At 63.2% G+C, this 21,286-nt stretch carries 18 protein-coding genes; 4 read left to right on the forward strand and 14 right to left on the reverse strand.

Going from position 1 to position 21,286, the window contains the following annotated elements:
• Positions 1-23: 23 nt before the first annotated feature.
• From NKG95_RS08315 to NKG95_RS08375, 13 genes are all read right to left on the reverse strand, one after another.
• Positions 24-953, reverse strand: coding sequence for a pseudouridine-5'-phosphate glycosidase (locus NKG95_RS08315; protein ID WP_353040417.1), 930 nt, complete (start codon positions 951-953; stop codon positions 24-26).
• A 12-nt stretch (positions 954-965) separates the two neighbouring features.
• On the reverse strand, positions 966-2,075 hold the full coding sequence (locus NKG95_RS08320) for a carbohydrate kinase (RefSeq protein WP_023716713.1): 1,110 nt from the start codon (positions 2,073-2,075) through the stop codon (positions 966-968).
• An 85-nt stretch (positions 2,076-2,160) separates the two neighbouring features.
• On the reverse strand, positions 2,161-3,678 hold the full coding sequence (locus NKG95_RS08325; RefSeq protein WP_353040418.1) for a zinc-binding dehydrogenase: 1,518 nt from the start codon (positions 3,676-3,678) through the stop codon (positions 2,161-2,163).
• A 10-nt stretch (positions 3,679-3,688) separates the two neighbouring features.
• Complete coding sequence (locus NKG95_RS08330) at positions 3,689-4,126, reverse strand: SRPBCC family protein (RefSeq protein ID WP_353040419.1); 438 nt, start codon at positions 4,124-4,126, stop codon at positions 3,689-3,691.
• Positions 4,127-4,207: 81 nt separating this feature from the next.
• On the reverse strand, positions 4,208-6,394 hold the full coding sequence (locus NKG95_RS08335; protein ID WP_352856087.1) for a flotillin family protein: 2,187 nt from the start codon (positions 6,392-6,394) through the stop codon (positions 4,208-4,210).
• Positions 6,395-6,473: 79 nt separating this feature from the next.
• On the reverse strand, positions 6,474-8,729 hold the full coding sequence (locus tag NKG95_RS08340; protein WP_353040420.1) for an ABC transporter permease: 2,256 nt from the start codon (positions 8,727-8,729) through the stop codon (positions 6,474-6,476).
• Positions 8,722-9,507: an ABC transporter ATP-binding protein gene (locus NKG95_RS08345; protein ID WP_352493955.1), complete on the reverse strand. Its 786-nt coding sequence runs from the start codon at positions 9,505-9,507 to the stop codon at positions 8,722-8,724. The genes NKG95_RS08340 and NKG95_RS08345 overlap by 8 nt, the downstream gene beginning before the upstream one ends.
• Positions 9,508-9,534: 27 nt before the next feature.
• Positions 9,535-10,782 carry an ABC transporter substrate-binding protein gene (locus NKG95_RS08350; protein ID WP_352493954.1) on the reverse strand — a complete coding sequence of 416 codons (1,248 nt, stop codon included), beginning with the start codon at positions 10,780-10,782 and terminating at the stop codon, positions 9,535-9,537.
• A 46-nt stretch (positions 10,783-10,828) separates the two neighbouring features.
• Entirely contained in the window at positions 10,829-11,854 is a 1,026-nt protein-coding gene (locus tag NKG95_RS08355; RefSeq protein WP_352638996.1) for a branched-chain amino acid ABC transporter permease, read from the reverse strand.
• Positions 11,851-12,852: a branched-chain amino acid ABC transporter permease gene (locus NKG95_RS08360; RefSeq protein WP_023716705.1), complete on the reverse strand. Its 1,002-nt coding sequence runs from the start codon at positions 12,850-12,852 to the stop codon at positions 11,851-11,853. The genes NKG95_RS08355 and NKG95_RS08360 overlap by 4 nt, the downstream gene beginning before the upstream one ends.
• Positions 12,853-12,926: 74 nt before the next feature.
• Positions 12,927-14,267 carry a metal-dependent hydrolase family protein gene (locus tag NKG95_RS08365; protein ID WP_353040421.1) on the reverse strand — a complete coding sequence of 447 codons (1,341 nt, stop codon included), beginning with the start codon at positions 14,265-14,267 and terminating at the stop codon, positions 12,927-12,929.
• A 54-nt stretch (positions 14,268-14,321) separates the two neighbouring features.
• Positions 14,322-15,101 carry an alpha/beta fold hydrolase gene (locus NKG95_RS08370; RefSeq protein ID WP_023716703.1) on the reverse strand — a complete coding sequence of 260 codons (780 nt, stop codon included), beginning with the start codon at positions 15,099-15,101 and terminating at the stop codon, positions 14,322-14,324.
• Positions 15,098-15,976: a fumarylacetoacetate hydrolase family protein gene (locus NKG95_RS08375; RefSeq protein ID WP_023716702.1), complete on the reverse strand. Its 879-nt coding sequence runs from the start codon at positions 15,974-15,976 to the stop codon at positions 15,098-15,100. Before NKG95_RS08375 ends, NKG95_RS08370 begins: the two co-directional genes overlap by 4 nt.
• A gap of 195 nt (positions 15,977-16,171) precedes the next feature.
• Here NKG95_RS08375 and NKG95_RS08380 point away from each other — a divergent pair, with 195 nt between their 5' ends.
• Positions 16,172-16,843 (forward strand): FadR/GntR family transcriptional regulator, encoded by a 672-nt coding sequence (locus NKG95_RS08380; protein ID WP_023716701.1) that lies wholly within the window; start codon positions 16,172-16,174, stop codon positions 16,841-16,843.
• 43 nt (positions 16,844-16,886) lie between these two features.
• Here the strand turns inward: NKG95_RS08380 and NKG95_RS08385 are convergent, their stop codons facing one another.
• Positions 16,887-17,735 (reverse strand): MurR/RpiR family transcriptional regulator, encoded by an 849-nt coding sequence (locus NKG95_RS08385; RefSeq protein ID WP_023716700.1) that lies wholly within the window; start codon positions 17,733-17,735, stop codon positions 16,887-16,889.
• A 216-nt stretch (positions 17,736-17,951) separates the two neighbouring features.
• On the opposite strand from NKG95_RS08385, the gene murA reads away from it, so the two are divergent.
• From murA to murQ, 3 genes are all read left to right on the forward strand, one after another.
• Positions 17,952-19,208: a UDP-N-acetylglucosamine 1-carboxyvinyltransferase gene (gene murA / locus NKG95_RS08390; protein WP_353040422.1), complete on the forward strand. Its 1,257-nt coding sequence runs from the start codon at positions 17,952-17,954 to the stop codon at positions 19,206-19,208.
• Positions 19,205-20,095, forward strand: coding sequence for a glucosamine kinase nucleotide-binding domain-containing protein (locus NKG95_RS08395; RefSeq protein ID WP_353040423.1), 891 nt, complete (start codon positions 19,205-19,207; stop codon positions 20,093-20,095). Before murA ends, NKG95_RS08395 begins: the two co-directional genes overlap by 4 nt.
• Before the next feature lie 186 nt (positions 20,096-20,281).
• On the forward strand, positions 20,282-21,187 hold the full coding sequence (gene murQ / locus NKG95_RS08400; protein ID WP_502913935.1) for an N-acetylmuramic acid 6-phosphate etherase: 906 nt from the start codon (positions 20,282-20,284) through the stop codon (positions 21,185-21,187).
• Positions 21,188-21,286: the final 99 nt, after the last annotated feature.

Here is a 21,286-nt window from a genome sequence, read left to right on the forward strand (position 1 = left end):
GTAGCGCTGGCCGGGTGCTGCCTCTATCTGGTCACGCCCTTCAATTTCGCATGCACCACCGCGATGCGGGCGGCGAGCGCGGCGTTGTTGCGGACCAGCGCGATGTTGGCCTTCAGGCTGCGGCCTTGCGAAAGCTCGTTGATGCGGGCGAGCAGAAACGGCGTCAGTTGCTTGCGCCCGATGCCGCGCTGCTCCGCTTCGGCTACCGCCGCTGCGATCGTGCCGTCGATGAATGCCGGATCGAGCGCGTCCGCTTCGGGGATAGGGTTGGCGACGAGAATGCCGGTGCCGGATTCCATCTCGTCATGCAGCAGCATGGCTCGCGCGATCTCGTCGGGGGTATCGAGGCGATGATCGGCCTTGAGCCCGCTGGAGCGGGTGTAGAAAGCCGGAAAATCATCACTCCCATAGGCGATCACCGGCACACGCTGGGTTTCCAGATATTCCAGCGTCTTCGCAATATCGAGGATCGACTTGACTCCGGCGCAGACGACAGTCGTGCCGGTTTGGCCGAGTTCGGTCAGGTCGGCCGAGATGTCGAAAGTCGCTTCGGCGCCGCGATGCACGCCGCCGACGCCGCCGGTCGCAAAAATGCCGATGCCGGCGAGTGCCGCGATCCGCATCGTCGCCGAGACGGTGGTTCCGGCCGAGCCGCCGTGCACCATGATGGCGGCGAGATCGCGCCCGGAAGCCTTGACCACGCCCTTTGCCGCTGCCAGCTCTTCCAGTTCACGGTCGTCGAGGCCAACCTTGATCTTGCCGGCGACCACCGCGATCGTGGCGGGCACAGCGCCGTTTTCACGCACCACGGTCTCGACACCACGAGCAGTCTCCAGATTGGCCGGATAGGGCATGCCGTGGGTGATGATCGTCGATTCCAGCGCCACCACCGCGCGGCCTTTATCAAGCGCAGCAGCGACTTCATCGTTCAAGTGGACAAGGGAAGGTTTCATATCATCTCGCTTTCAGGCAGGAATGCGGTACGTGCCGGCGGCAAGGAAGCGCGGCGACAGATCGGGGTGGACGCTCGATTCGCTCTCGGTGGTCAGCGTGGCGAGCAGCGCGCCGGTGCGCGCGGCATGAGCGACCGGATCACCCGAAAGCACCTTGTACAGAGTGCCGGCGATCATCGCGTCACCGGCGCCGGTGATGTCGACGGGCTGGGCCGGGACGGAGTGCATGGTCGTCACACCGCTCTCAGTCGCAACGGCAAATCCATGCGCGCCTGCGGTTACGATCACCGCGCTGGCGCCGGCCGCGCGCAGCGCTGCTGCTGCTTCCTCCGGCGTCAGCCGCTTGTCGGCATCCGTTATGCCGAGCATCGTATTGGCCTCGTCATGGTTGGTGAAAAGAAGGTCGATGCCGGTCAGGTCCTTCGGCGGCCGCGCTGATTTCGGCGACGAGACCGTGTCGACGGCGAGCTTGAAGCGCGCGCCCTGCTTGCGCGAGATCAGTGCTGCGATGGTCGAAGCCGGCAGATTGCAGTCGATGAACACCCATGTCGCCGAAGCCAGATGCGGCCAGAAGCGGTCGAGATAGGACGACGAAAACAGATCGAAGATCTCCATGTCGGCAATGCCGAGCACGAGATCATTGTTGCGGTCGAGGATCGCCGCATATTCGGCCGTCGGCCGTTCCGTGGTGGTGATGACCTGGCTGACATCAGCGCCAAGATCGCGCAGGTGCCGCACCAGCGAGCGGCCGGTTTCATCGTCGCCGACGATCGAGACGAAGCTTATGTCGACGCCGAGGCGGGCAAGGTTTTCGGCGACGTTGCGGGCGACCCCGCCGAAGCTGCGATAGCCGTCGACCGGGTTCGACGTCTCGAAAATCAGATCCTTCTTGGCGTGGTATTTGCGGTCGAGCACCGCGCCGCCGACGCAGACCATGCGCTTGGACGTCGGCAAGACGTAACCACGGCCGAGAATGTAGCCCTTGTTGACGAGTTGCACGATGTGGGCCGCGACCGTCGAGCGGGCGATGCCGAGCGCCGTTGCTATGTCCTGCTGGCCGGCGAACGGGTTCGCCGCAATGAGGTCGAGAACCGCTTGTTCCTGTGCTCCAAGGTCGTCCATTGTCCCGCCCGGCCGTCAAATTCGAGGCTGAACGCTTTCGCAACAACAGATGACATTGTCAACATCTGTTTCGACTGAGTGTCGGCTACGGCACCAGCACCAATGCGCCTGTTGTCCGCCTGGCCTCAAGGTCGCGGTGAGCCTCGCCGGCGTCGGATAGGTTATAGCGCTTGGGCGCTTCGATCCTGACGACGCCCTGTCGCAGCGCGGCAAAGAAACGCTCGACGTGCGGGGCTAGTTTTTCCGGCGTGTCGGTGTAATGCGCATAGTTGGGACGCGATACGGTGATCGACTTCGATGCAAAGCGGCCGATGTCCCAATTGCCGATCGGCCCTGACGCCTGACCGAAACTGACGAGGTGACCGCGAATGCGGAGCGCCGTCAGCGAGCCGCCGAACGTATCCTGGCCGACCGCATCGTAGACCACATCGGCGCCGACGCCTCCCGTCAGCCGCATGACGGCCTCAGTGAAATTCTCACGCGAGTAGACGATGACATGATGGGCACCGAGGCGTTCGACGATGCGCGCCTTGTCGTCGCTCGACACCGTTGCAATGACCGTTGCGCCGAGATGGCGTGCCCATTGCACCAGAAGCTGGCCGATGCCGCCGGCGCCGGCATGGACGAGAACGACGGAGCCCGGCTGCACCGCATGGATATCATGCAGCAAAAAACTCGCACTGATGCCCTTGAGCAGCCCCGCGGCCGCAATCTCGTCGGGAATATCGTCGGACAGGCGAACCAGCAGATCGGGCACCATGTTGCGCCGCTCGGTATAAGCGCCGACCGGCGGGCAGGCATAGGCGATGCGGTCGCCGACCGAGAAACCGGCAATCTCCGAACCGACCGCTTCGACGACGCCGGCCGCCTCCATGCCAGGCACGCCCGGTGGTTGCAAAAGGTCGAAATAGCCGGTGCGGCAATAGACGTCGATGAAGTTGACGCCGATCACAGTATGGCGGATCCGCACCTCGTTCGGCGCCGGCGGCGGCAAGCCGATCTCCTTCAGTTGCAGCACCTCCGGACCGCCATAGCGCTCGACCACAATAGCCCTGGTTGTTGCTGACTGGCCGAACGATGTTGTTGCGGAAGAGACCGGCGAAGGGATCAGCGGCGGGGCTGACGGAGGTGTCGGCGTTGGCGCTCTTGCCTGGGCAGGCTGAACCCTTCCTCGCAAAAGGCTGCGAATAGCCGCGAAGCCGGCCTGATAGATGCCTTCGGAGACGAGCTTGACCAGTTCCTCGCGGCGGTGCGTAGGTGGATGGAATTCGGAACGCCATTCCCAGAAGGTCGCGTTGCCGTCGGTCACCGGCTTCAGCTGGATCGATGCGACATAACCCATCAGCGGCAGCGGCGCTTCGAGCAGGCAATAGGCGAGCCGAAAGTCCTTGTCGGACAGCGCCAGCAGCTGTTCGCGCAACTCGCCGCCATCGGCCAGGCGGAAATGACGAACCGAACCGACCGCGTCGACCGGGTCGCCACCTTCGATTTCGCTGAACGAGATCGCCGGGTGCCAGCGTTCATGGCCGTTGAAATCGCGCAGAATCGACCAGACATCATCGATCGGCGCATCGATGATGGTGCTCTGGCGGACTTGAACCATCGCGGGAATGTCAGCGCCCGAAGCGCTGCTTGAGTGCGCTCAACGCCGCCTGGAAGACGCCGGTGCCGATCTGATGCATAAGTGCTGCTTCGCGCTCAGGCGCACAGTCGAACTCCGCCTGCCATTCGGCCAGAGTGAGATTGCCGTCGGTGATCGGCGTCAGCGACAGCGTGGCGATATAATTCTCCACCGCCATCGGGCTTTCCAGGATAGCGTAACTGCACGACAGATCGTAGTCGGACAGTGCCAGCAATTTTTCGCGAATCCGCCCGCCATCCCTGAGCACAAAGTTGCGGATGCAGCCGATCTGGTCGGCCGGTGCGTTCTGTTCGACGCGGCTCTCCGCAACGAATGGCGCCCAGGCGGGAAGGCCGTTGAAGTTGCGCACGAGCTTCCAGACTTCCGCAGCCGGCGCAGGGATGACCGAGGACACATAGACCTTGGTCATGCCCCACCGCCCGCATCGAACGAGCGGCCGGTGCCGAGGCATCGCCACTCATTCGCACAGCACACCGCCCACCGGACCTGGTCAGCGGTCGCGGTCGTCATCGTCGTCCTTGCTGACCTTGCCTTTGCCTTTCTTGTCGCGGGTCAGGCTCGATATGTCCTTGGCATCGCGCAGCACGTCGGTCATGCGGCCAAGCGAGCCGCCCTCAATGCCGATCTCCTTCATCAGATTATCGATCATCGGCGCCTGGACCCGGTAGCGCAGCGCCGAATCGATCACCTCGTCGGTGACGTTGCGGTTGCCGCCCTGCCCGCCATTGATGCCGTCGACGTGCAGGATCTTGATGCCGTCGATTTTCTCCATCGGCTTGACGCTTTCGCGGATGATGCCTTCCATGTGGTCGAGCAACTTGCCGCGCAGGCGACCGGCACGAGCCTCGTTGGAGAGCAGATTGTCGGCCTCGTTGAGCTGACGATGGCCGGCGGCATCAACCTCGTAGCGCTGGGCCGCCGCAAGGGCGTGGATCTTCTCCGCCTCGGCCGCGGCAACAGCGGCGATCTTCTGCGCTTCGGCCAGGCTCTTGGCCGCCTTCATCTCGGCATCTGCGGCCGCGGTTATGCGCAAGGCCTCGCGCTCGGCCTCGCGAGCCGCACCGATCAAGTCGGTCAGCTTGCGGCGCTCGGCGATCTCGCGCTCGCGCGCCGTGAAGGCCTGCTCCTCAGCCTGGATGGCCTTGGCGCGCACCGCCTCGGATGCCGCGATAGCGGAGGAACGCTCCTGCGTCTTTTTGGCGATGTCGATGGCCTTCTGGATTTCGGCTATCTCGATCTTCTGGTCGCGCTCGACGCCGAGCTGGCGGATGTCGCGGTCCTTGATCAGCCGCGCCTCCTCGATGCCGCGCTCGGTGGTGATGCGGGCGCGCTCGACCTCTTCGCCGGCCGATATTTCGGCTTCCTCGAAAGCCTGGCGCTTGGCGATCTGCAGCGCCTCGAGGTGACGCTCGCGTGCAATCCTGACCTCGTCGATGGCACGCTCCTGCCCGATCCGCGCTGTTTCGGTCGCCTGGTTCTCGACAATTTCGGCGCGGCGCTTTTCCGCCTCGGCCCTGGTAACCTCCAATGCCTTTTCCGCCAGCGCGATCTGGCGTTCGAGCTCGGCGATTTCGAGGGCTTTCCTGCGCTCGATCTCGAGCTCGCTCTGCGTGCCTTCGCGTTCGATCCTGGCCTTTTCCAAGGCGAGCTCTAGCGCGATCTGCTCGCGCTCGGTCAGTTCGCGCATTTTCATTTCCGTCTCATCGAGGGCGCGGCGGCGCGCAATCTCGCGGCGCTGCGTGTCTTCCTCGCTCTTGATGCGCTCCTCGGTAATGTTGCGCTCCTGGTTGAGGCGCGATTTCTCGACGGCCTCGCGCGCCGACAGTTGCGCCTGCTCGGCCTCCTGGTCGCGGATCGCCCGCTCCCTGGCGAGTTCGGAGCGCTGCGAGGCGCGACGTATCTCGACCTCGCGCTCCTGCTCGAGGCGGGCGTATTCGGTGTCGCGGTCGATCTCCAGCACCTTGCGCTGGGTGTCGAGGTTCTGGTTGCGGATGTCGACCAGCGTGCGCTGCTCGATCTCGTTGCGCATCCTGCGGCGCGTCTCGATCGATTCCGTCAGTTGGGTGAGGCCTTCGGCGTCGAAGGCATTGGACGGATCGAAATATTCGAGGCTGGTCTGGTCGAGGTCGACGATAGCGACGCTTTCCAGCTCCAGCCCGTTGGCGGCGAGCGATTCCGAGGCAAGCTGCCGGACCCTGGCCGCATAGTCGCCGCGCAGCTCGTGCATCTCTTCCAGCGTCATCTGGGCGGCAACGGTGCGCATGGCACCGGCGAACTTGCCCTCCAGCAATTCGCGCAGGCTGTCGGGCTGCAGCGTGCGGCGCCCGAGCGTCTGGGCTGCGGCGGCGACCAGATCGCGGCCGGCGCCGACACGGACGAAGAACTCTGCGACCAGATCAACGCGCATGCGGTTCTTGGTGATCAGCGCAAAGGCATCCTCGCGGCGCACTTCGATGCGCAGGACGTTCATGTTGACCGGCGTGATCTCGTGCAGCACCGGAATGACGAAAGCGCCGCCGTTCACCACCACCTTCTCGCCCATGAAGCCGGTGCGCACGAATGCCGTCTCCTTGGTCGACCGGCGATAAAGCCATCGCAGTATGTAGACGGCGATCACCACGACGATCGCGGCAATGATTAGCCACAAAAGGAAAGCGCCCAAGGTCTGCGCGGCCATCTTTTCTACCCTCCCAAATAGAATGCGGTCAGCCACAGGCTACCGGCACCGATTTTACAATTGCGCGTGCTCGAAGCCATTATGCTCGCCTCTGCAGTTTCGGCGTGATCGCGCGGAACGCATTGACCGCCGCATCGACGAAGAGCGCGTCATTGATGTTCGCACCCACACGCTCGAGATGGCGCTGCGGCGTCTGGCGAACGGTCTTCTCGATCGCCTCGAACAGGGCGTGGTCGGCCTCCGGATCGTGAAACGGCTGGCCTGGTGCATCGAGCGTCGAGACACCGCCCTCCGGCAACAGGAACCGCACCGGGCCATTCATGGCATTGAGCCGCGCACCGATCCATTCGCCAAAGGCGCGGTTCTCGTCGCGGGTTGTCCGCATCAGCGTGACGTTCGGATTATGGATGACGAATTTGCGGCTTCGAAATTTCTCCGGCACGCTGTCGCGCGGGCCGAAATTGACCATGTCAAGCGCGCCGGTCGAGCCGACATAGGGCAAGCCGGTGCGGATTGCGGCGCCAAAGCGGTCTTCAGTCGCCGGAAAAACACCGCCGACGATCATGTCGGCCACTTCCGTCGTGGTCAGGTCGAGGAAGGCCGAGAGCAGCCGCGAATCGCCGAGCTTCTCCATTGCCCGCCCGCCGATGCCGGTGGCGTGGAAAACGAGACAGTCGTAGTCGGCCTCGAGCAGTCTGGTCACCGCCTGCACTGCTGGCGTTGTTACGCCGAACATGGTGATGCCGACTGCGGGGCGCGCCAGCTTGCGCCTGGCCTCCCAGGCTTCGGCATTGGGCAGCTGCGCGACCATGCCCGCCATCGCATGCGCGGCGTTTGACAGCACCTGTTCGGTGATCGAATTCAACCCCTGAACGTCGGCGACCGAATGGAACATCATGATATCGGCACCGCCGACATATTTGGCGACGTCGCCGGCTGCCACGGTCGACACCATCAGTTTAGGGATGCCGACGGGCAGCACGCGCATGCCTGCTGTTGCCAGCGTGGTGCCGCCGGAGCCGCCGGCCGAGATGACGCCGCCAATGCGCGGCTCGCGCTCGATCCAGCGCGCGAAGGCTTCCGCCATAGCGCTCACCGAGCCGCCGCGATCATTGGTGAAAACGGCCGCCGATCCCCGCATATGCATTCCGGCTACCTGCATGGCAGGAACGTCGGCGCTCGACGGTTTTCCGGAGGTGGAGAGGTCGACGGTGCGAACCGGAATGCCGAGGGACTTCAGCCGGTCGGCGACGAACCGCAATTCCTTGCCCTTGGTATCGAAAGTGCCGGCGACGAGCACTGTTCTTCCAATGCGTTCGGCGAAAGGAATTGCAAAGACCTTCTTCAAATCGTCCTGTGGCGCGGCCCTCTCGATAGCCGCTTGCCGCATGGCCGTGACCGGCACGTTCCAGCGGTTGGGCAGTTCGGTGACCGGAAGGTAGGTTCCATTCTGGGTCATCGGTTCGGAACCGGTAGCCGTCCGGTCGATGCGGTAGACTTCAGCCAACTGGTCCTTCGCCTGTGCCGCGGCTGCCGGCGTGACGGACGTCTCGTCGGCATGGCGTCCGACACCAAGCAGCCGTTGCTGCAATTCCCGGTCTGCCGCGAGCGCTGCCGCGTCCATCAGCCGATTGATGCGGCCGTTGACCATGATGGCGACCTGGTTGGAAACCGCGGTCGCCACGCCGATATTCTGCTCGATGACGAGGATCGCCATCTCACCTTCCTCGGCCAAGGTGACCAGCATCCGCTCAACCTGGTCGACAATGATCGGCGCAAGGCCTTCGGTCGGCTCGTCCATGACCAGCACCTTCGGGTCGCTGAGCAGGGCACGCGAGATCGCCAGCATCTGCTGTTCGCCGCCGGAGAGCTGCGAGCCGCCATTGGTGCGGCGCTCGGCGAGGCGCGGAAATGTCTGGTAGATGCGTTCGACGGTCCAACTCGCATCGCGCCGATTGCCGGCAGCGAGACGGAGATGCTCATCAACGCTCAGGCTTGGCCAGACGCGCCGCCCTTGCGGCACATAACCGACGCCGAGGCGATGGATCTCGTGCGGTTCGAGCGCAGTGATCTCGCGGCCGTCGACGCGGATCGAGCCGGAGCGCGCGCGCTTCAGGCCGACGATGGTGTTGCAGAGCGTCGACTTGCCCATGCCGTTGCGGCCGACCACCGACAGCACGCCGCTTTCCAGCGCCAGCGAGACGCCCTGAAGGGCATGGCTTTCGCCGTAATAGACCTGCAGATCCTCTATTTTGAGGATCGCCTTGCCTATTTTGCCGGAAGAGGCTGGGCCAGAAGGGAGCGTTCGGCCGAGGGGAACGGGGCGCTCAGCCATGCTTGCCCCCGAGATAGATCTCCTGGACCTCCGGGTCGGCCTCGATCTCTTGCGGCGTGCCTTCCTTGAACAGACGGCCGTTGTGCATCATCGACACATATTCCGAAACGCGCAGCGCGACATCCAGATCGTGCTCGATGATAATATAGCCGATATGCTTGGGCAGCGCATTGAGGATCGCCACCAAGTCGCGGCGCTCGGTCGGCGACAGGCCGGCCGCCGGCTCGTCGAACAGGATGAAGCGTGGCGCGCCGGCCAGCGCCAGCGCGATCTCCAACTGCCGCTGCTGGCCATGGCTGAGTGTCGCCACCAGCAGGTCGCGATAGGCCTCGAGATGCACGGCATTGAGGATCGATTCCGCCTGCACCATGTTGACGTCGGTGGCCTTTGGGCGGAGCAGCGAGAACCGTCGGCGTGAGACGCCGCGGCAAGCGAGAAAGATCGAGTCGAGAACCGACAAGCCTTTGAACAGCTGCGAGATCTGGTAGGTCCGCCGCAAGCCCCGCCGGATGCGTTCATGCGGCGGCAAGTCGGTGATGTCCTCACCGAAGAAGCGGATGCGGCCAGCCGTCGGCAGGAAATCGCCGGTCACTGCATTGAACAGCGTGGTCTTGCCGGCGCCGTTAGAGCCGAGAACCGCGCGCCGCTCGCCAGCCGCGATCCTCATATCAATGCCGGAGAGCGCCACCAAAGCGCCGAAATGCCGCGCAACGCCATCGAGTTCCAGCGCAAAGGCGCCGGAGCTTTGGAGACGGTTCGCGGCAAGAGTTTCGGTCACGGGCGGATATACTCGCAAGCCACGCGGTTACGGGCAGCTCGGATTGTCGCGGCTGACAGCCCCAAGCTTGGTGAACTCGTCTTCGGGAATGCCCAGCGTCTGGTTGACCTGCGACACGACTTTGACGAGCTTGTTCAAAAGATTGCCGTCCGGCCCCTCGGTCACCTCGGTCAGGTAGATGTCGGCAATCGCGTTGCGGTTCTTGTCCAGTGACACCTTGCCGGTCGGCGTGTCGAAAGACAGTTTCGAGAGTGCGTCACGCAGTTTGGCGCCGCCATCGGAGACATCGCCGCCGACCTGTTCGAGACCGAGCAATGTCGCCTTCATGTTGACGTAATAGCCGTGGGCGAAGAGCGACGGCGAGGGAAAGGCACCTGGCTGCTTCTTGTAGGCTTCGACGAAAGTTTTCCAACTAGGCGCGTCGTTGGTGTCGGCGGTTGGTCCGGCGGAAGGCGTGCCGACCAGCACGTCGCGCAGCTTGCCCTTCGAGGTCAGCACCGTCTGGTCGACGGTGATCGAGCCACCAATCAAGGGGGCCGCGCCGCCGCCCTGCTGATACTGGGTCAGGAAGTTCACGGCGTCGGCGCCGCCAAGCGCGACGTAGATTGCATCGACGTCATCGGGAATGGCCGCGATAACCGACGAAAAATCCTTGTTGCCGATCGGCACCCAGGATTTGGACGGCACCTTGCCGCCTGCCTTGCAGAACTCGGCCATGAAGCCGAAGACCTGCGTATACGGGAAAGAATAGTCCTCGGCGACCGTAGCGACCCGCTTGTAGCCTTTGTCGTTGAAGGCATAAGTGCCGAGACCGGCCATCCACTGCGCGCCGTCGGTCGAGAAGCGGAAGAAATTTTCCGCCGGGTTGCGCAGCGTCGTGTCCTGCGCCGCCGAGGTGCCATTGATGAAGGTCACGGTCGGCTGGGTCTTGGCATAGTCCTTGACGGCGAGGCCCTCATCGCCCGAAAGCGGGCCGACCAACACCTTGACACCATCCTGCTCGACCAGCTTGCGGGCAGCGCGCACGGCGCTATCAGGTGAAGCGTCGGACGAGCCTTTGACGATTTCGATCTTCTTGCCGGCAACCATGCCGCTGACCTCGTCGAGCGCCGTCTTCGCGCCACGCTCGCCGTCTTCGCCGAGCACCGTGAACGGTCCCTCGAAAGTGGCGAGCAGGCCGATCTTGATCGTGTCGTCGGCGGCTAGCGCCAGAGACGGAGCTGTCAGCCCGGTGGCAAGCGCCAGCGCAAGCAGTGTGCGTCGATGTATTCTCATTTTTTCCTCCCTTTGATTGATTGATGCAGTTCATTCCGCTCCGGCGTCACGGACCGGAACGCAAGGACTCCTGAGCTAGCTGCGGTCTGATCCTCCCCCACAACCCAAGAATTCCATCCGGCGAGATGAAGACGATCACCAGGAACACCAGCCCGATCAGCGTGTTGAAACGCTCGGCTCCGACAAGGTCGATGGCAAAGGTCTGCATCAGGACAACGACGAGCGCGCCGAGAAAAGGCCCGATCGGGTGGCGCAAACCGCCGATGACGGCGATGATCAGCACGTCGATGGCTGCATCGACGCCGATCGTGCCGGGTGAAACGCGCCCATTGAACCAGACCAAAAGCACGCCTGCGACACCGGCAATGATTCCGGCCAGGAACCATGCGAAGACCTTGTGTGCGGTGACGTGATAGCCGAGCGCGCGCATGCGACGCGGATTGTCGCGGATTGCCTGCACGGTCATGCCGAAGGTCGAGCGGGCGCCGTAGAGTATCCCCGCGTAGGACAGCACCGCCGAACCCAGGCAGAGATAATAGAAGGCCTTCGGGTCGCGCCAGTTGACGCCCCAGAACACCGGCGCGCGAATGCCGGCATAGCCGGAATGGCCGTTGAAGATCGCGTAGTTTTGCTGGGCGAAATAGAAGGTCGCGGTGGCGATCGCCAACGTGATCATGATGGTATAGATGCCTTCGGTGCGCACCGAGATCCAGCCGATCAGCGCCGATGCCACCGCAGCTGCCAGAATGGCGAAGGGTGCTGCGATCCACCACGGCCAGCCGAGGCCGAGCACGTTCGAATTGTTCTCGCCGAGGATGGCGATGGCATAGGCGGCGATGCCGGCGACAGTGATCTGGGCAAGGCTGACCATGCCGCCATAGCCGGCCAGCATCATCAGCGACAGTGCGAGCATGCCGAAGATCAGCGAATAACCGCCGATCTGCGTCAGGAAGAAATCGGATGCCACCAGCGGGTAGAGAACCAATGCTACGGCAAGGATGATGTGACCGGCGCCGAGCTTCTCCAGCCAGTTCTGTCGAGGCGCGGCGCCTACGGCGACGGTCAGGCTCATCGCGCCTTCCCCATGATGCCTTGCGGCCGCACCGACAGCACTACCACCATGATGACGAAGGTGAGCACGATGCCGTAGGTCGGGAAATAGACGAGGCCGATCTGTTCGGCGAGGCCGATCAGCAGCGCGCCGATTGCAGCACCGGTAATCGAACCCATGCCGCCGACGATGACGACGACGAGCGAGGCCAGGAGATAGCGGACGTCCTCGCCGGGCGCAACCGACAATGCCGAGCCGCCGACGACGCCGGCAAAGCCGGCAAGCCCGGCGCCGACGGCAAAGACGATAGCAAAGACCGCGTGTACGTTGACGCCCGAGGCCGACAGCATGGCGCGGTCGTCGACGCCGGCGCGGACCATCATGCCGACGCGCGTCTTGTGCAGCATCAGCCAAAGGCCGATGCCGATAACGATCGCAGCCGCCAGCACGACGACGCGATAAAGCGGGTAGGTGAGAAACACCGAGACGCCGTTAGACCGCACGGCCGTGACCACCGGTAAGGTCAGTGCACCGTCGAGCCATTCCGGCACCGGGATCTGATAGGTGCCGCCGGCCCAGACCGCCAGCATCAGGTCGGCGGCGACGATCGAGATACCGATGCTGACCAGGGTCTGGCGAAGGTCGTCGCCTTCCAGTCGCCGGAAGACGAAGATCTGCATGACGACGCCGACAAGGGCCAGAACGATGAAGCCCGCGGCGACACCCAGCAGCCAGTAGCCGGTGCGGTTCGCCACCTCATAGCCGATATAGGCGCCAAGCAGATAGAGCGAGCCATGCGCCAGGTTGACGTTGCGCATCAGGCCGAAGATCAGGGTAAAGCCGCTGGCGACCAGGAAATAAAGGCCAGCCAGGGTGATGCCGTTGAGGATGGCGCTGACGAATGCCTTCTTGGAAATCAGGATGGCGTTCAGCCAGTCCGGCCAGACGGCAAAGACCAGCCATGCAATGACGGCAGCTGCGAGGAGCCAGAAAAGACCCCACGCCTGTCTGCGCGTCATGCCGCCGCCAGAAATCTCGAGCCCCGAAGTCTTAGGCCGCGAAATGTCGGGCGAAGATGGCCGGTCCAGAATGCTCATGCGGTCAGCCGGCGGCGCTGCTCATTCAAGCGCGGCGCCTTGTGGAACTTGCCGTCCTTCATGATGGCGAGGATGCGGTTCTTGTCCTGCAGGATGCGCACGTCCGATATCGGGTCGCCGTCGATCAACAGCAGATCGGCGAGATAACCTTCCTTGATCATGCCGAGCTCGTCGGCCATCCCCATGATCTGTCCGCCATATTTGGTCCCGGCCTGGATTGCCTCCATCGGCGAAAGGCCAAGCATCTCAACGAAGGTCTGGATGTCCTTGGCGTTGGTGCCTTGCGGCGTCCAGGCAAAGCCGTAGTCGCCGCCGATGCAGACGCGGATGCCGCGTCGATGCATCTTTTTCATCGTCTCGATGCACATTTCGAGCTCGCGCTCATATTCGAGCGAGAGCGGCGAGCCGGGCTTGATGCCCCATTGCTCGGCATGGCGCGCGGTGTTGATCAGCCAGGCGATGCCGGGGGCCACGAAATGCTTGTCCTTGGCCGCCTCGAGCATGTCGAGCGCTTCCTCGTCGGCAAACGAAGCGTGGTAGATGTTCTGGATGCCGTGGCGGACACATTGCTTGACCGAGCCGGATGAGCGCGCATGCGCCGACAGCACCTTGTTGCGGCAGCGCGCCTCGGAGGCGGCCATGGCGACCTCTTCCTCCGACATCGGCGTTTCTTCGGCGCCCATGCCGGTGATGCTTTCGCCGGACAGATTGAGCTTGATGGAATCGACACCGTATTTGATCAGCTGGCGCACCGTGCGGCGGATTTCCTCGGGACCGGAGACAACGATGCCGAGATTGAGGCCTTCATGCGGAATGTGCGAAGGCGCGGAATCGCCGAGGCCGCCGACCGTCGTGATCTCGGGACCGGCGGCGAGGTAACGCGGCCCGGGAAAACGCCCCTGATTGATGAATTTCTTGCACACCACGTCGAGCCGCGGCTTGGCGGCTGCGGCGCCGCGGCCGGCAGTGAAGCCGGCGTCGAGTACCAGCTTGGCCATCTCCATGGTGACCAGCATGTGCTCTTCCACCTCCATCATCTGGATCGGGTCGATGCCGGGCGCGTTGTTCCAGGAGAGATGCAGATGCGCGTCGATCATGCCCGGCATCAGCGTCGCGCCCATGCCGTCGATCGTTGTGACACCGCCTGACAAGCCGCTGTAGGAGGACGACACAGCCGGCGAGCCGAAACGCGACGAGCCCTTGGTGATCTGCTTGATACGGTTGCCCTGAACCAGCACTTCGCCGGTGTAGGGGTATTCGCCGGTCGCATCGAGCACGCGCACATTGGTAAAGAGCGTGCTGCCCGAACCGTTTCCGTTCCAGCCGTCGTCTGCCATCAGAAAACCTCCCAAACTGTCGAGCGCACTGTTTTTACGCCCGAATTCCGATCCTCACCTATCAACGCGTCTCAAAAAATCGGCGAGCCTTTGGCTGCTTTCGCGGGGGCACTCCACCGTGGCCCAATGTCCGCACCGATCGAGGGACAAGAATATCGCTCCCTTTATCCTGTCGGCAAGCGCCTGGCCGACGCTCATCGGATTGATCGTATCGGCGTCGCCGGTAACCAAAAGGGTCGGCGCTGAAATCCGGCGCGTATCCACAGCCGTGGCCTTGGCCAGGGCTTCGCAGGTGCGGGCATAGGCTTCCGGGTCCTGCCTGGTGATGGATTCGCGCACGAAGGCGACGGCGGCCGGCGAGGTCTCCCTGGTATGGGCCGACAGTGCATTGGCAACGATCTGGTCGGCGATGTCGGCGATACCGCCCGATCGCGCCAATCGCGCCCGGTTGGCAAGGCCTTGCCGCGTCGCCTCAGCTGGCTCGGCGAGAGCACCGAACAAAACCAGCGACCTGACCAGCGACGGCTGCATCGCTGCGACCAACTGACAGACGATCGTGCCCATGGAGTGGCCGACGAAATGCGCCCGGGTGACGCCCATGCCCGCCATGGCGCGGATGACGGCGTCGCTCATGACCTCGATCGTCAATGGATCGAGCGGCCGCGGCGAGCGGCCGGATCCAGGCAGGTCGAGGCGGATGACACGGTAGGCCGAGAGCGCCTCCAGCTGCGGCTGGAACATGTTCGAGGTTCCGCCGAGACCGTGGATCATCACCACCGGCTCGCCCTCGCCGGCGACTTCCGCGACAATCGGACCGACGGTGACAGTCGTCATTGCACCCGCTCCACGATCCGGTTCTCCAGCGTCCCGATGCCGTCGATCTCGACCCGCACAATGTCGCCGGCTTTGAGATATTTCGGCGGATCAAAGCCGATGCCGACACCGACCGGCGTGCCGGTGGCGATGATGTCGCCCGGCTTCAAGGTGATGCCTTGCGAAAGCGTCGATATGATCGTCGGAATATCGAAGATGAGCAGCGATATTTTGGAATTCTGGCGGAGGTCGTCATTGACGAAACAACGTACCGAAGCGTTTTCCAGGTCGAGCTCATCCTTGGTGATCGCCCATGGCCCCATCGGGCAAAACGTATCCTGCGACTTACCGATTAGCCATTGGCTATATTTTCCCTGCAGGTCGCGGGCAGTGACGTCGTTGACAATCGTATAACCCCAGACGTGATCGTAAGCCTCGGCTTTCGAAATGCCGCGTCCGCCCTTGCCGATAATGACCGCCAGTTCCGCCTCATAATCGATCGCAATCGATATGGAAGGGTCGATCAGCACGTTCGAATGTGTTGCAACGACCGATTCGGGGACCTTCGAGAAAATGATCGGATGTTGCGGAATGGCGCCGGCACCGGCGCTCGAATCGAAGCCGCTGCGGGCAAACTCGTGGGCGTGTTCATAATAATTCTTGCCGACGCAAAAGATGTTGCGGGCAGGCAAAGGTATCGGCGCCTCGAGCTCGACCTGCGCCAGCGGAACCGGCGACAGCGTGCGCGGCATCCCGGCGCCGTTGCGCCGCAACAGCGCCAGCACGCCAGACAGCGCCTGGTCAACAGGGATATCGAAGGGGGCGACCGACTGATTGTCGACATCGACAACGCCGACGCGACGTTCGCCTGCAATCGAAAACGTCGCGACCTTCATTCGTTCCTCCCTGAACCTTTTATGAGCCAATATAAGCTCTTTCGTTACACGCTATCGCCGATTGGTTTAGGCTGCAAGAGGGTTTTCGTCACTTGTCGCGGTAAATCGGGCCTTGACCTTATCAGGTACTGGACCGGCAGGGCGCCGGCTGATAGTATTGGTTCAACATTGGATCAGATTAAAAGCTCCCAACAAATGCCCAAGCTCGTCGCCAACGACATCGCCACTGTGCTGAAAAAACGGATTTCGGCCGGCGAGTGGCTTCAGGACGGGCGGATGCCGCCCGAGCGCGACCTTGCGGCCGAGTTCGGCGTGGCGCGCAATACGGTGCGTCGTGCCGTCGGCTTCCTGGAGGAGGACGGAACGGTTGTCCGGCATGTCGGGCGCGGCACTTTTCTGACTGCGACCAATCCCGATTCCATCGCGGCGACGGTCACGCGGATGGAAGGCACCAGCCCCGCCGACATGATGGAGATCAGGCAGTTGCTGGAGCCAGCGGCGGCGGCCTTCGCCGCCACAAATGCCAGCATGGCGGAACTAAACGCGGTTCGCGAAGCGCATCAGACCGCATGCGCTGCCGAGGACATGCCGGACTTCGAGCATTGGGACGCCGAGTTCCATCACTGCGTCTTCGCCTGCTGCCGCAATGACTTCCTGAAAGAGATTCACAATCTCATGCGCACGATCCGCAACCAATCGCCGTGGTTCGAAATGAAAAAGCGCTCATTCTCGGAGGAGCGCAGGCGCGTTTATTGCGACGAGCATCAGACAATATTGGACGCATTGCTGCGCCGCGACCCGGAAAGCGCCAACCAGGCGATGCTCGCCCATCTCAAGACAGTCGAGCGCAACCTTCTGGGCCGCTAATAGACGCGCGGCTCAAGGAGAGCGGGTGAGATGCGTCCAACGACTAAGCCTTCAGTACCGAGACGGCCAGTTCGCTGTTGTGGACGTATTCGTTGGCGTCAGGCTGCTTCTGCACGAGCAGGATGAACAGCAGGTCGGTGAGCGTCAGTTGTGCGTCGCGCGCGGTTATCGACGAAGAGCGCGCGCGCTCTTCATCGGCGATCGTGTGGAGGCGAATGTCGGCAACGCGGCTCAGCGGATTGTCGCGAAGTCCAGTGACGGCGATCACGGTGGTGCCACGTTTGCGAGCCAGTTCGGCTATCCGCAGGGTTTCGATGCTCGCCCCGGAATAGGAGAGCGCGAACAGCACGTCGCCTCGTCCAAGCGTCGAGACATTGGCCATTTGCACATGGCTGTCGCTGTCGTGCAGCACGTTGCGGCCGAGCTTCATCAGCTTGTAGGAGAAATCGCGCGCCACGAGCGAGGATGCGCCGACGCCGGCCAGATGAATGCGGCGCGCCCCGTTCAACGCTTCGAGGGCTTTGCCGATTTCCTGCTCGGTGTTGGCTGCGACGGTCTGTTGCATCGACAAGAGCTTGCTGCCGATCAGCTTGCGCAAGATGACCAGATAGCTGTCGCCGACCTCGATCGAACCGTGGATCATGCCGGCCGGCACGTGCCATTCCTGCGACTTGGCCTCGCTGACGGCGAGCTTGAGCTCCTGATAGCTGGCATAGCCGAGCTTCTGGCTGAACTTGACGACGCTCGACTGACTGCGGCCGATTTCGGCGGCGAGCGCCGCCGTCGACAGGCGCAGCATCTGGTCGGGATTGTCGACGATGTACCGCCCGATCTCGCGATCGCCGGGCGCCATGATCTCGAGCTTGGCCTCGATCTTCTTCAGGACGGACATGCGTTCCCCTGTTGCCAGTCATCGACAATGCCAAGCCAAGGAATAAATTATTCCGTTCCTGATTGACAGCCAAGAATGATCTATCAAATCTCGACCCGTGCGGTTTCGGCCTAGCCTTTCGCCCACACCAACGATTCGGACATGCACGGGAATTCGGACATGAAAGATCGCCTGCAAGCGCGTAGACTCGCCGACACCTTGGATTAGGGCAGAGCCATGGATAGATTGCGGATCGTCGGCGGGCACAGGCTTGAGGGCGCGGTGACGATCTCCGGCGCCAAGAACGCGGCCTTGCCGCAAATAGCGGCGGCGTTGCTCAGCCCCTATCCGCTGCAGCTGACCAACCTGCCTGAGGTGACGGATGTCGACAACATGCTTGGCGTCGTCGGCCTTCATGGGGCTGAAGTCACCAGATCGGCGCATGCCGCCACAATCGATGCCAGTGCTGCCGTCTCCAGGGAGACAAGCTACGACACAGTCAGGCGCATGCGCGCGACGGTGCTGGTTCTCGGTCCGCTGCTTGCCCGCTTCGGCCATGCCCGGGTCTCGCTGCCCGGCGGATGCGCGATCGGCGCACGGCCGGTCGACATGCATGTCGCCGCGCTTGCGGCACTTGGCGCCGACATTGCAATCGAAAACGGGCTGATCGTCGCGTCTGCGCCGGGCGGACTGAAAGGCGCGCGCATCGTTTTGAGCTCGCCGTCGGTCGGCGCGACCGAAACTGCAATGATGGCGGCGACGACTGCACACGGCGAGACCGAGATCCTCAACGCGGCCCGTGAGCCGGAGGTGGCCGATCTTGCCGCCTGCCTGAACGCCATGGGCGCGCGGATCGAGGGCGCCGGCACGCACCGCATCCTGATCGCGGGCAGCACAGACTGGCGCGCCGCCACGCACGACATCATCCCGGACCGGATAGAGGCCGGCACCTATGCTGTCGCAGCGGCCATCACGGGCGGCCAGCTCGAGCTGACCCATGCCCGGCTCGAGCACATGGCATCCGTCGTCCAGCTGCTCGAAGCCAGCGGCGCGAAAATCTGGCCGGGCGATCGCGGGCTGATCGTATCGAGAGATGGGCCACTCGAGGCGGTCGACGTGACGACGGAGCCCTATCCGGGCTTTCCGACCGATCTTCAGGCGCAGTTCATGGCGTTGATGTGCTGTGCCGAGGGCGCTTCGCTGTTGCGCGAGACGATCTTCGAGAACCGTTTCATGCATGTGCCCGAACTGATGCGGCTCGGCGCCAATATCAAGCTGCAAGGCACCATGGCGCTGGTGCGCGGAGGCGAGAAGCTGAAGGGCGCGCAAGTGATGGCGACCGACCTGCGCGCCTCCGTCTCGCTGGTGCTGGCGGCGCTGGTGTCCGAAGGCGAGACGACGATCAACCGGGTGTACCACCTCGACCGTGGCTATGAGCAGCTGGACCGCAAGCTCCGCCTGTGTGGCGCCCAGATCGAGCGGATAAGTGGATGAGTGCCGGCGCGGCGTCTCCGCATTATTTCCTGGGCGTCGATGGCGGCGGAACCGGCTGCCGGGCGCGTATCGAAGACGAGGCAGGAACTGTGCTCGGGCAAGGCCTGTCGGGCCCGGCGACAACGCGGCTCGGTATAGAGGCGGCCTGGGCCTCGATTGCCAAAGCCTTTGGCGCGGCGATCGAAGAGGCAGGGTTCGCGGCGGCGGAAATCGCCAGGATCCGCGCCGGCATCGGTCTTGCCGGCATCGGCCGCAAGGGTGCGCTCGAGGCGTTTCGTGGCATCGAACATCGCTTTGCGAGCATCGACTTCGTCAGCGACGGCGTCGCGGCTTGCCTGGGCGCTCATTCGGGTCAAGACGGCGCCATCGTCATAGCCGGAACCGGTTCGATCGGGCTCGGCTTTGTCGAAGGGCGCGACATGCGCGTCGGCGGCTACGGTTTTCCGATTTCCGACGAGGGCAGCGGCGCCGATCTCGGACTAAAGGCAGTGCAGCTTGCCTTGCGTGCCCATGACGGCCGGCATGAGCGGACGGCGCTGCTGACCGAGGTGATGCAGCGCTTCAGGGACGATCCGTTCGAGTCGGTGGCCTGGATGGACCGCGCCAGCGCGACCGACTATGCCGCCTTGGCGCCGATGGTGATCCGCCACGCCGACCAGGGCGATCCGGCCGGACGGCGCATCGTGCAAGGTGCTGCCGAGCAGGTCGACACGTTCGTGCGGGTGCTGTTCGAAAAGGGCGCGCCGCGGGTTACGCTGCTCGGCGGTCTGTCCAGCCCGCTAGAGCCATGGCTCGCTCCCGACGTCCGCCGACGTCTGAAGCCGGCCGATGGCGATGCGGTTTCGGGAGCCATAATCCTGGCTAGGAAATCCCTGTGTCAGCGATAGTGCTCCTGCCTGAAGGAATATTATATTCCTAGTATCCTTTGACACGAGGAATATCGAATTCTATAAAGTTAACCAAGCAGAAGCAAGTTGCCGGTCGCCGGCTGCGGGCACTGGACGTCGGCTGGCACCGCATCACATTCCTGCTCACAGCAGATTGAAAGCAAGCAAGTGGTCGAACACGGGTTGATGTCGGAGCTGGAGCGATTGGTTTCCGAGGACCGGAATCCGAAGACGATGGACATCGATCTGTTGCCGACCCTCGAGGTGCTGCGCAAGATCAATGACGAGGACAAAGGCGTTGCGGCAGCCGTCGAGAAGGTCATCCCCGACATTGCTGCGGCCGTGGACCGGATCGTGAGCGCGTTCCAGAAAGGTGCACGCCTTGTCTATATGGGCGCGGGCACGAGCGGCCGGCTTGGCGTCCTCGACGCCTCGGAATGTCCGCCGACCTTCGGCGTGCCCGAGGACATGGTGATGGGCCTGATCGCCGGCGGCGTCGACGCGCTGGTGCACTCCGCGGAAGGCGCGGAGGACGATCCGAAGCAGGGAATAAAGGCGCTGCAGGACATCAAGCTGACCGCCGGCGACGTGGTGGTCGGCATCGCTGTCAGCGGACGCACACCGTATGTCATCGGCGGCTTGACCTATGCCAAGCAGGTGGGAGCCACCACCGTGGCGCTGTCCTGCAATCCGCGATCGACCATTGCCGGCATTGCCGATATTGCCATCTCTCCGGTGGTTGGCCCGGAGGTCCTCACCGGCTCGACCCGACTGAAATCGGGAACCGCGCAAAAGCTGGTGCTCAACATGCTGTCGACCGCCAGCATGATCCGCATCGGCAAGAGCTATCAGAACCTGATGGTTGACCTCAATCCAAGCAACAAGAAGCTGATCGCCAGGGCGATCAGGATCGTGATGCAGACGACCGGCTGCGCGGCGCAGCAGGCACGACAGGCACTCGACCAGACCGGCAATGACGTAAAACTGGCAATCCTGGTGACGATCACCGGCATGGGCGTCGAAGAAGCACGTAAGGCGCTTGCCAAAGCGGGAGGTTTCCTGCGCAAGGCGATAGGCGAAAAGACGGTTTAAGACCGCATGGATGCTGGGCCGATGTTCCGGGGCGTGTGTCCCTTTGAAGCGGCCCGGGGAACTGCAAGGCATCAGGTTTAACAATAATGGGAGACGACA

The organism is Mesorhizobium sp. M1423, from assembly GCF_040317575.1.
In the GTDB taxonomy this organism is placed as follows: Bacteria; Pseudomonadota; Alphaproteobacteria; order Rhizobiales; family Rhizobiaceae; genus Mesorhizobium.

Excerpts from the sequence above, each read along its gene's own strand:
- NKG95_RS08320 (WP_023716713.1), bottom strand. The coding sequence starts at position 2,075 with ATGGACGACCTTGGAGCACAGGAACAAGCGGTTCTCGACCTCATTGCG.
- NKG95_RS08330 (WP_353040419.1), bottom strand. The coding sequence starts at position 4,126 with ATGACCAAGGTCTATGTGTCCTCGGTCATCCCTGCGCCGGCTGCGGAA.
- NKG95_RS08370 (WP_023716703.1), bottom strand. The coding sequence starts at position 15,101 with ATGACGACTGTCACCGTCGGTCCGATTGTCGCGGAAGTCGCCGGCGAG.
- NKG95_RS08315 (WP_353040417.1), bottom strand. The coding sequence starts at position 953 with ATGAAACCTTCCCTTGTCCACTTGAACGATGAAGTCGCTGCTGCGCTT.
- NKG95_RS08375 (WP_023716702.1), bottom strand. The coding sequence starts at position 15,976 with ATGAAGGTCGCGACGTTTTCGATTGCAGGCGAACGTCGCGTCGGCGTT.
- NKG95_RS08325 (WP_353040418.1), bottom strand. The coding sequence starts at position 3,678 with ATGGTTCAAGTCCGCCAGAGCACCATCATCGATGCGCCGATCGATGAT.
- NKG95_RS08355 (WP_352638996.1), bottom strand. The coding sequence starts at position 11,854 with ATGAGCCTGACCGTCGCCGTAGGCGCCGCGCCTCGACAGAACTGGCTG.
- murQ (WP_502913935.1), top strand. The coding sequence starts at position 20,282 with ATGTCGGAGCTGGAGCGATTGGTTTCCGAGGACCGGAATCCGAAGACG.
- murA (WP_353040422.1), top strand. The coding sequence starts at position 17,952 with ATGGATAGATTGCGGATCGTCGGCGGGCACAGGCTTGAGGGCGCGGTG.
- NKG95_RS08385 (WP_023716700.1), bottom strand. The coding sequence starts at position 17,735 with ATGTCCGTCCTGAAGAAGATCGAGGCCAAGCTCGAGATCATGGCGCCC.
- NKG95_RS08360 (WP_023716705.1), bottom strand. The coding sequence starts at position 12,852 with ATGACGCGCAGACAGGCGTGGGGTCTTTTCTGGCTCCTCGCAGCTGCC.
- NKG95_RS08395 (WP_353040423.1), top strand. The coding sequence starts at position 19,205 with ATGAGTGCCGGCGCGGCGTCTCCGCATTATTTCCTGGGCGTCGATGGC.
- NKG95_RS08365 (WP_353040421.1), bottom strand. The coding sequence starts at position 14,267 with ATGGCAGACGACGGCTGGAACGGAAACGGTTCGGGCAGCACGCTCTTT.
- NKG95_RS08335 (WP_352856087.1), bottom strand. The coding sequence starts at position 6,394 with ATGGCCGCGCAGACCTTGGGCGCTTTCCTTTTGTGGCTAATCATTGCC.
- NKG95_RS08340 (WP_353040420.1), bottom strand. The coding sequence starts at position 8,729 with ATGGCTGAGCGCCCCGTTCCCCTCGGCCGAACGCTCCCTTCTGGCCCA.
- NKG95_RS08380 (WP_023716701.1), top strand. The coding sequence starts at position 16,172 with ATGCCCAAGCTCGTCGCCAACGACATCGCCACTGTGCTGAAAAAACGG.
- NKG95_RS08350 (WP_352493954.1), bottom strand. The coding sequence starts at position 10,782 with ATGAGAATACATCGACGCACACTGCTTGCGCTGGCGCTTGCCACCGGG.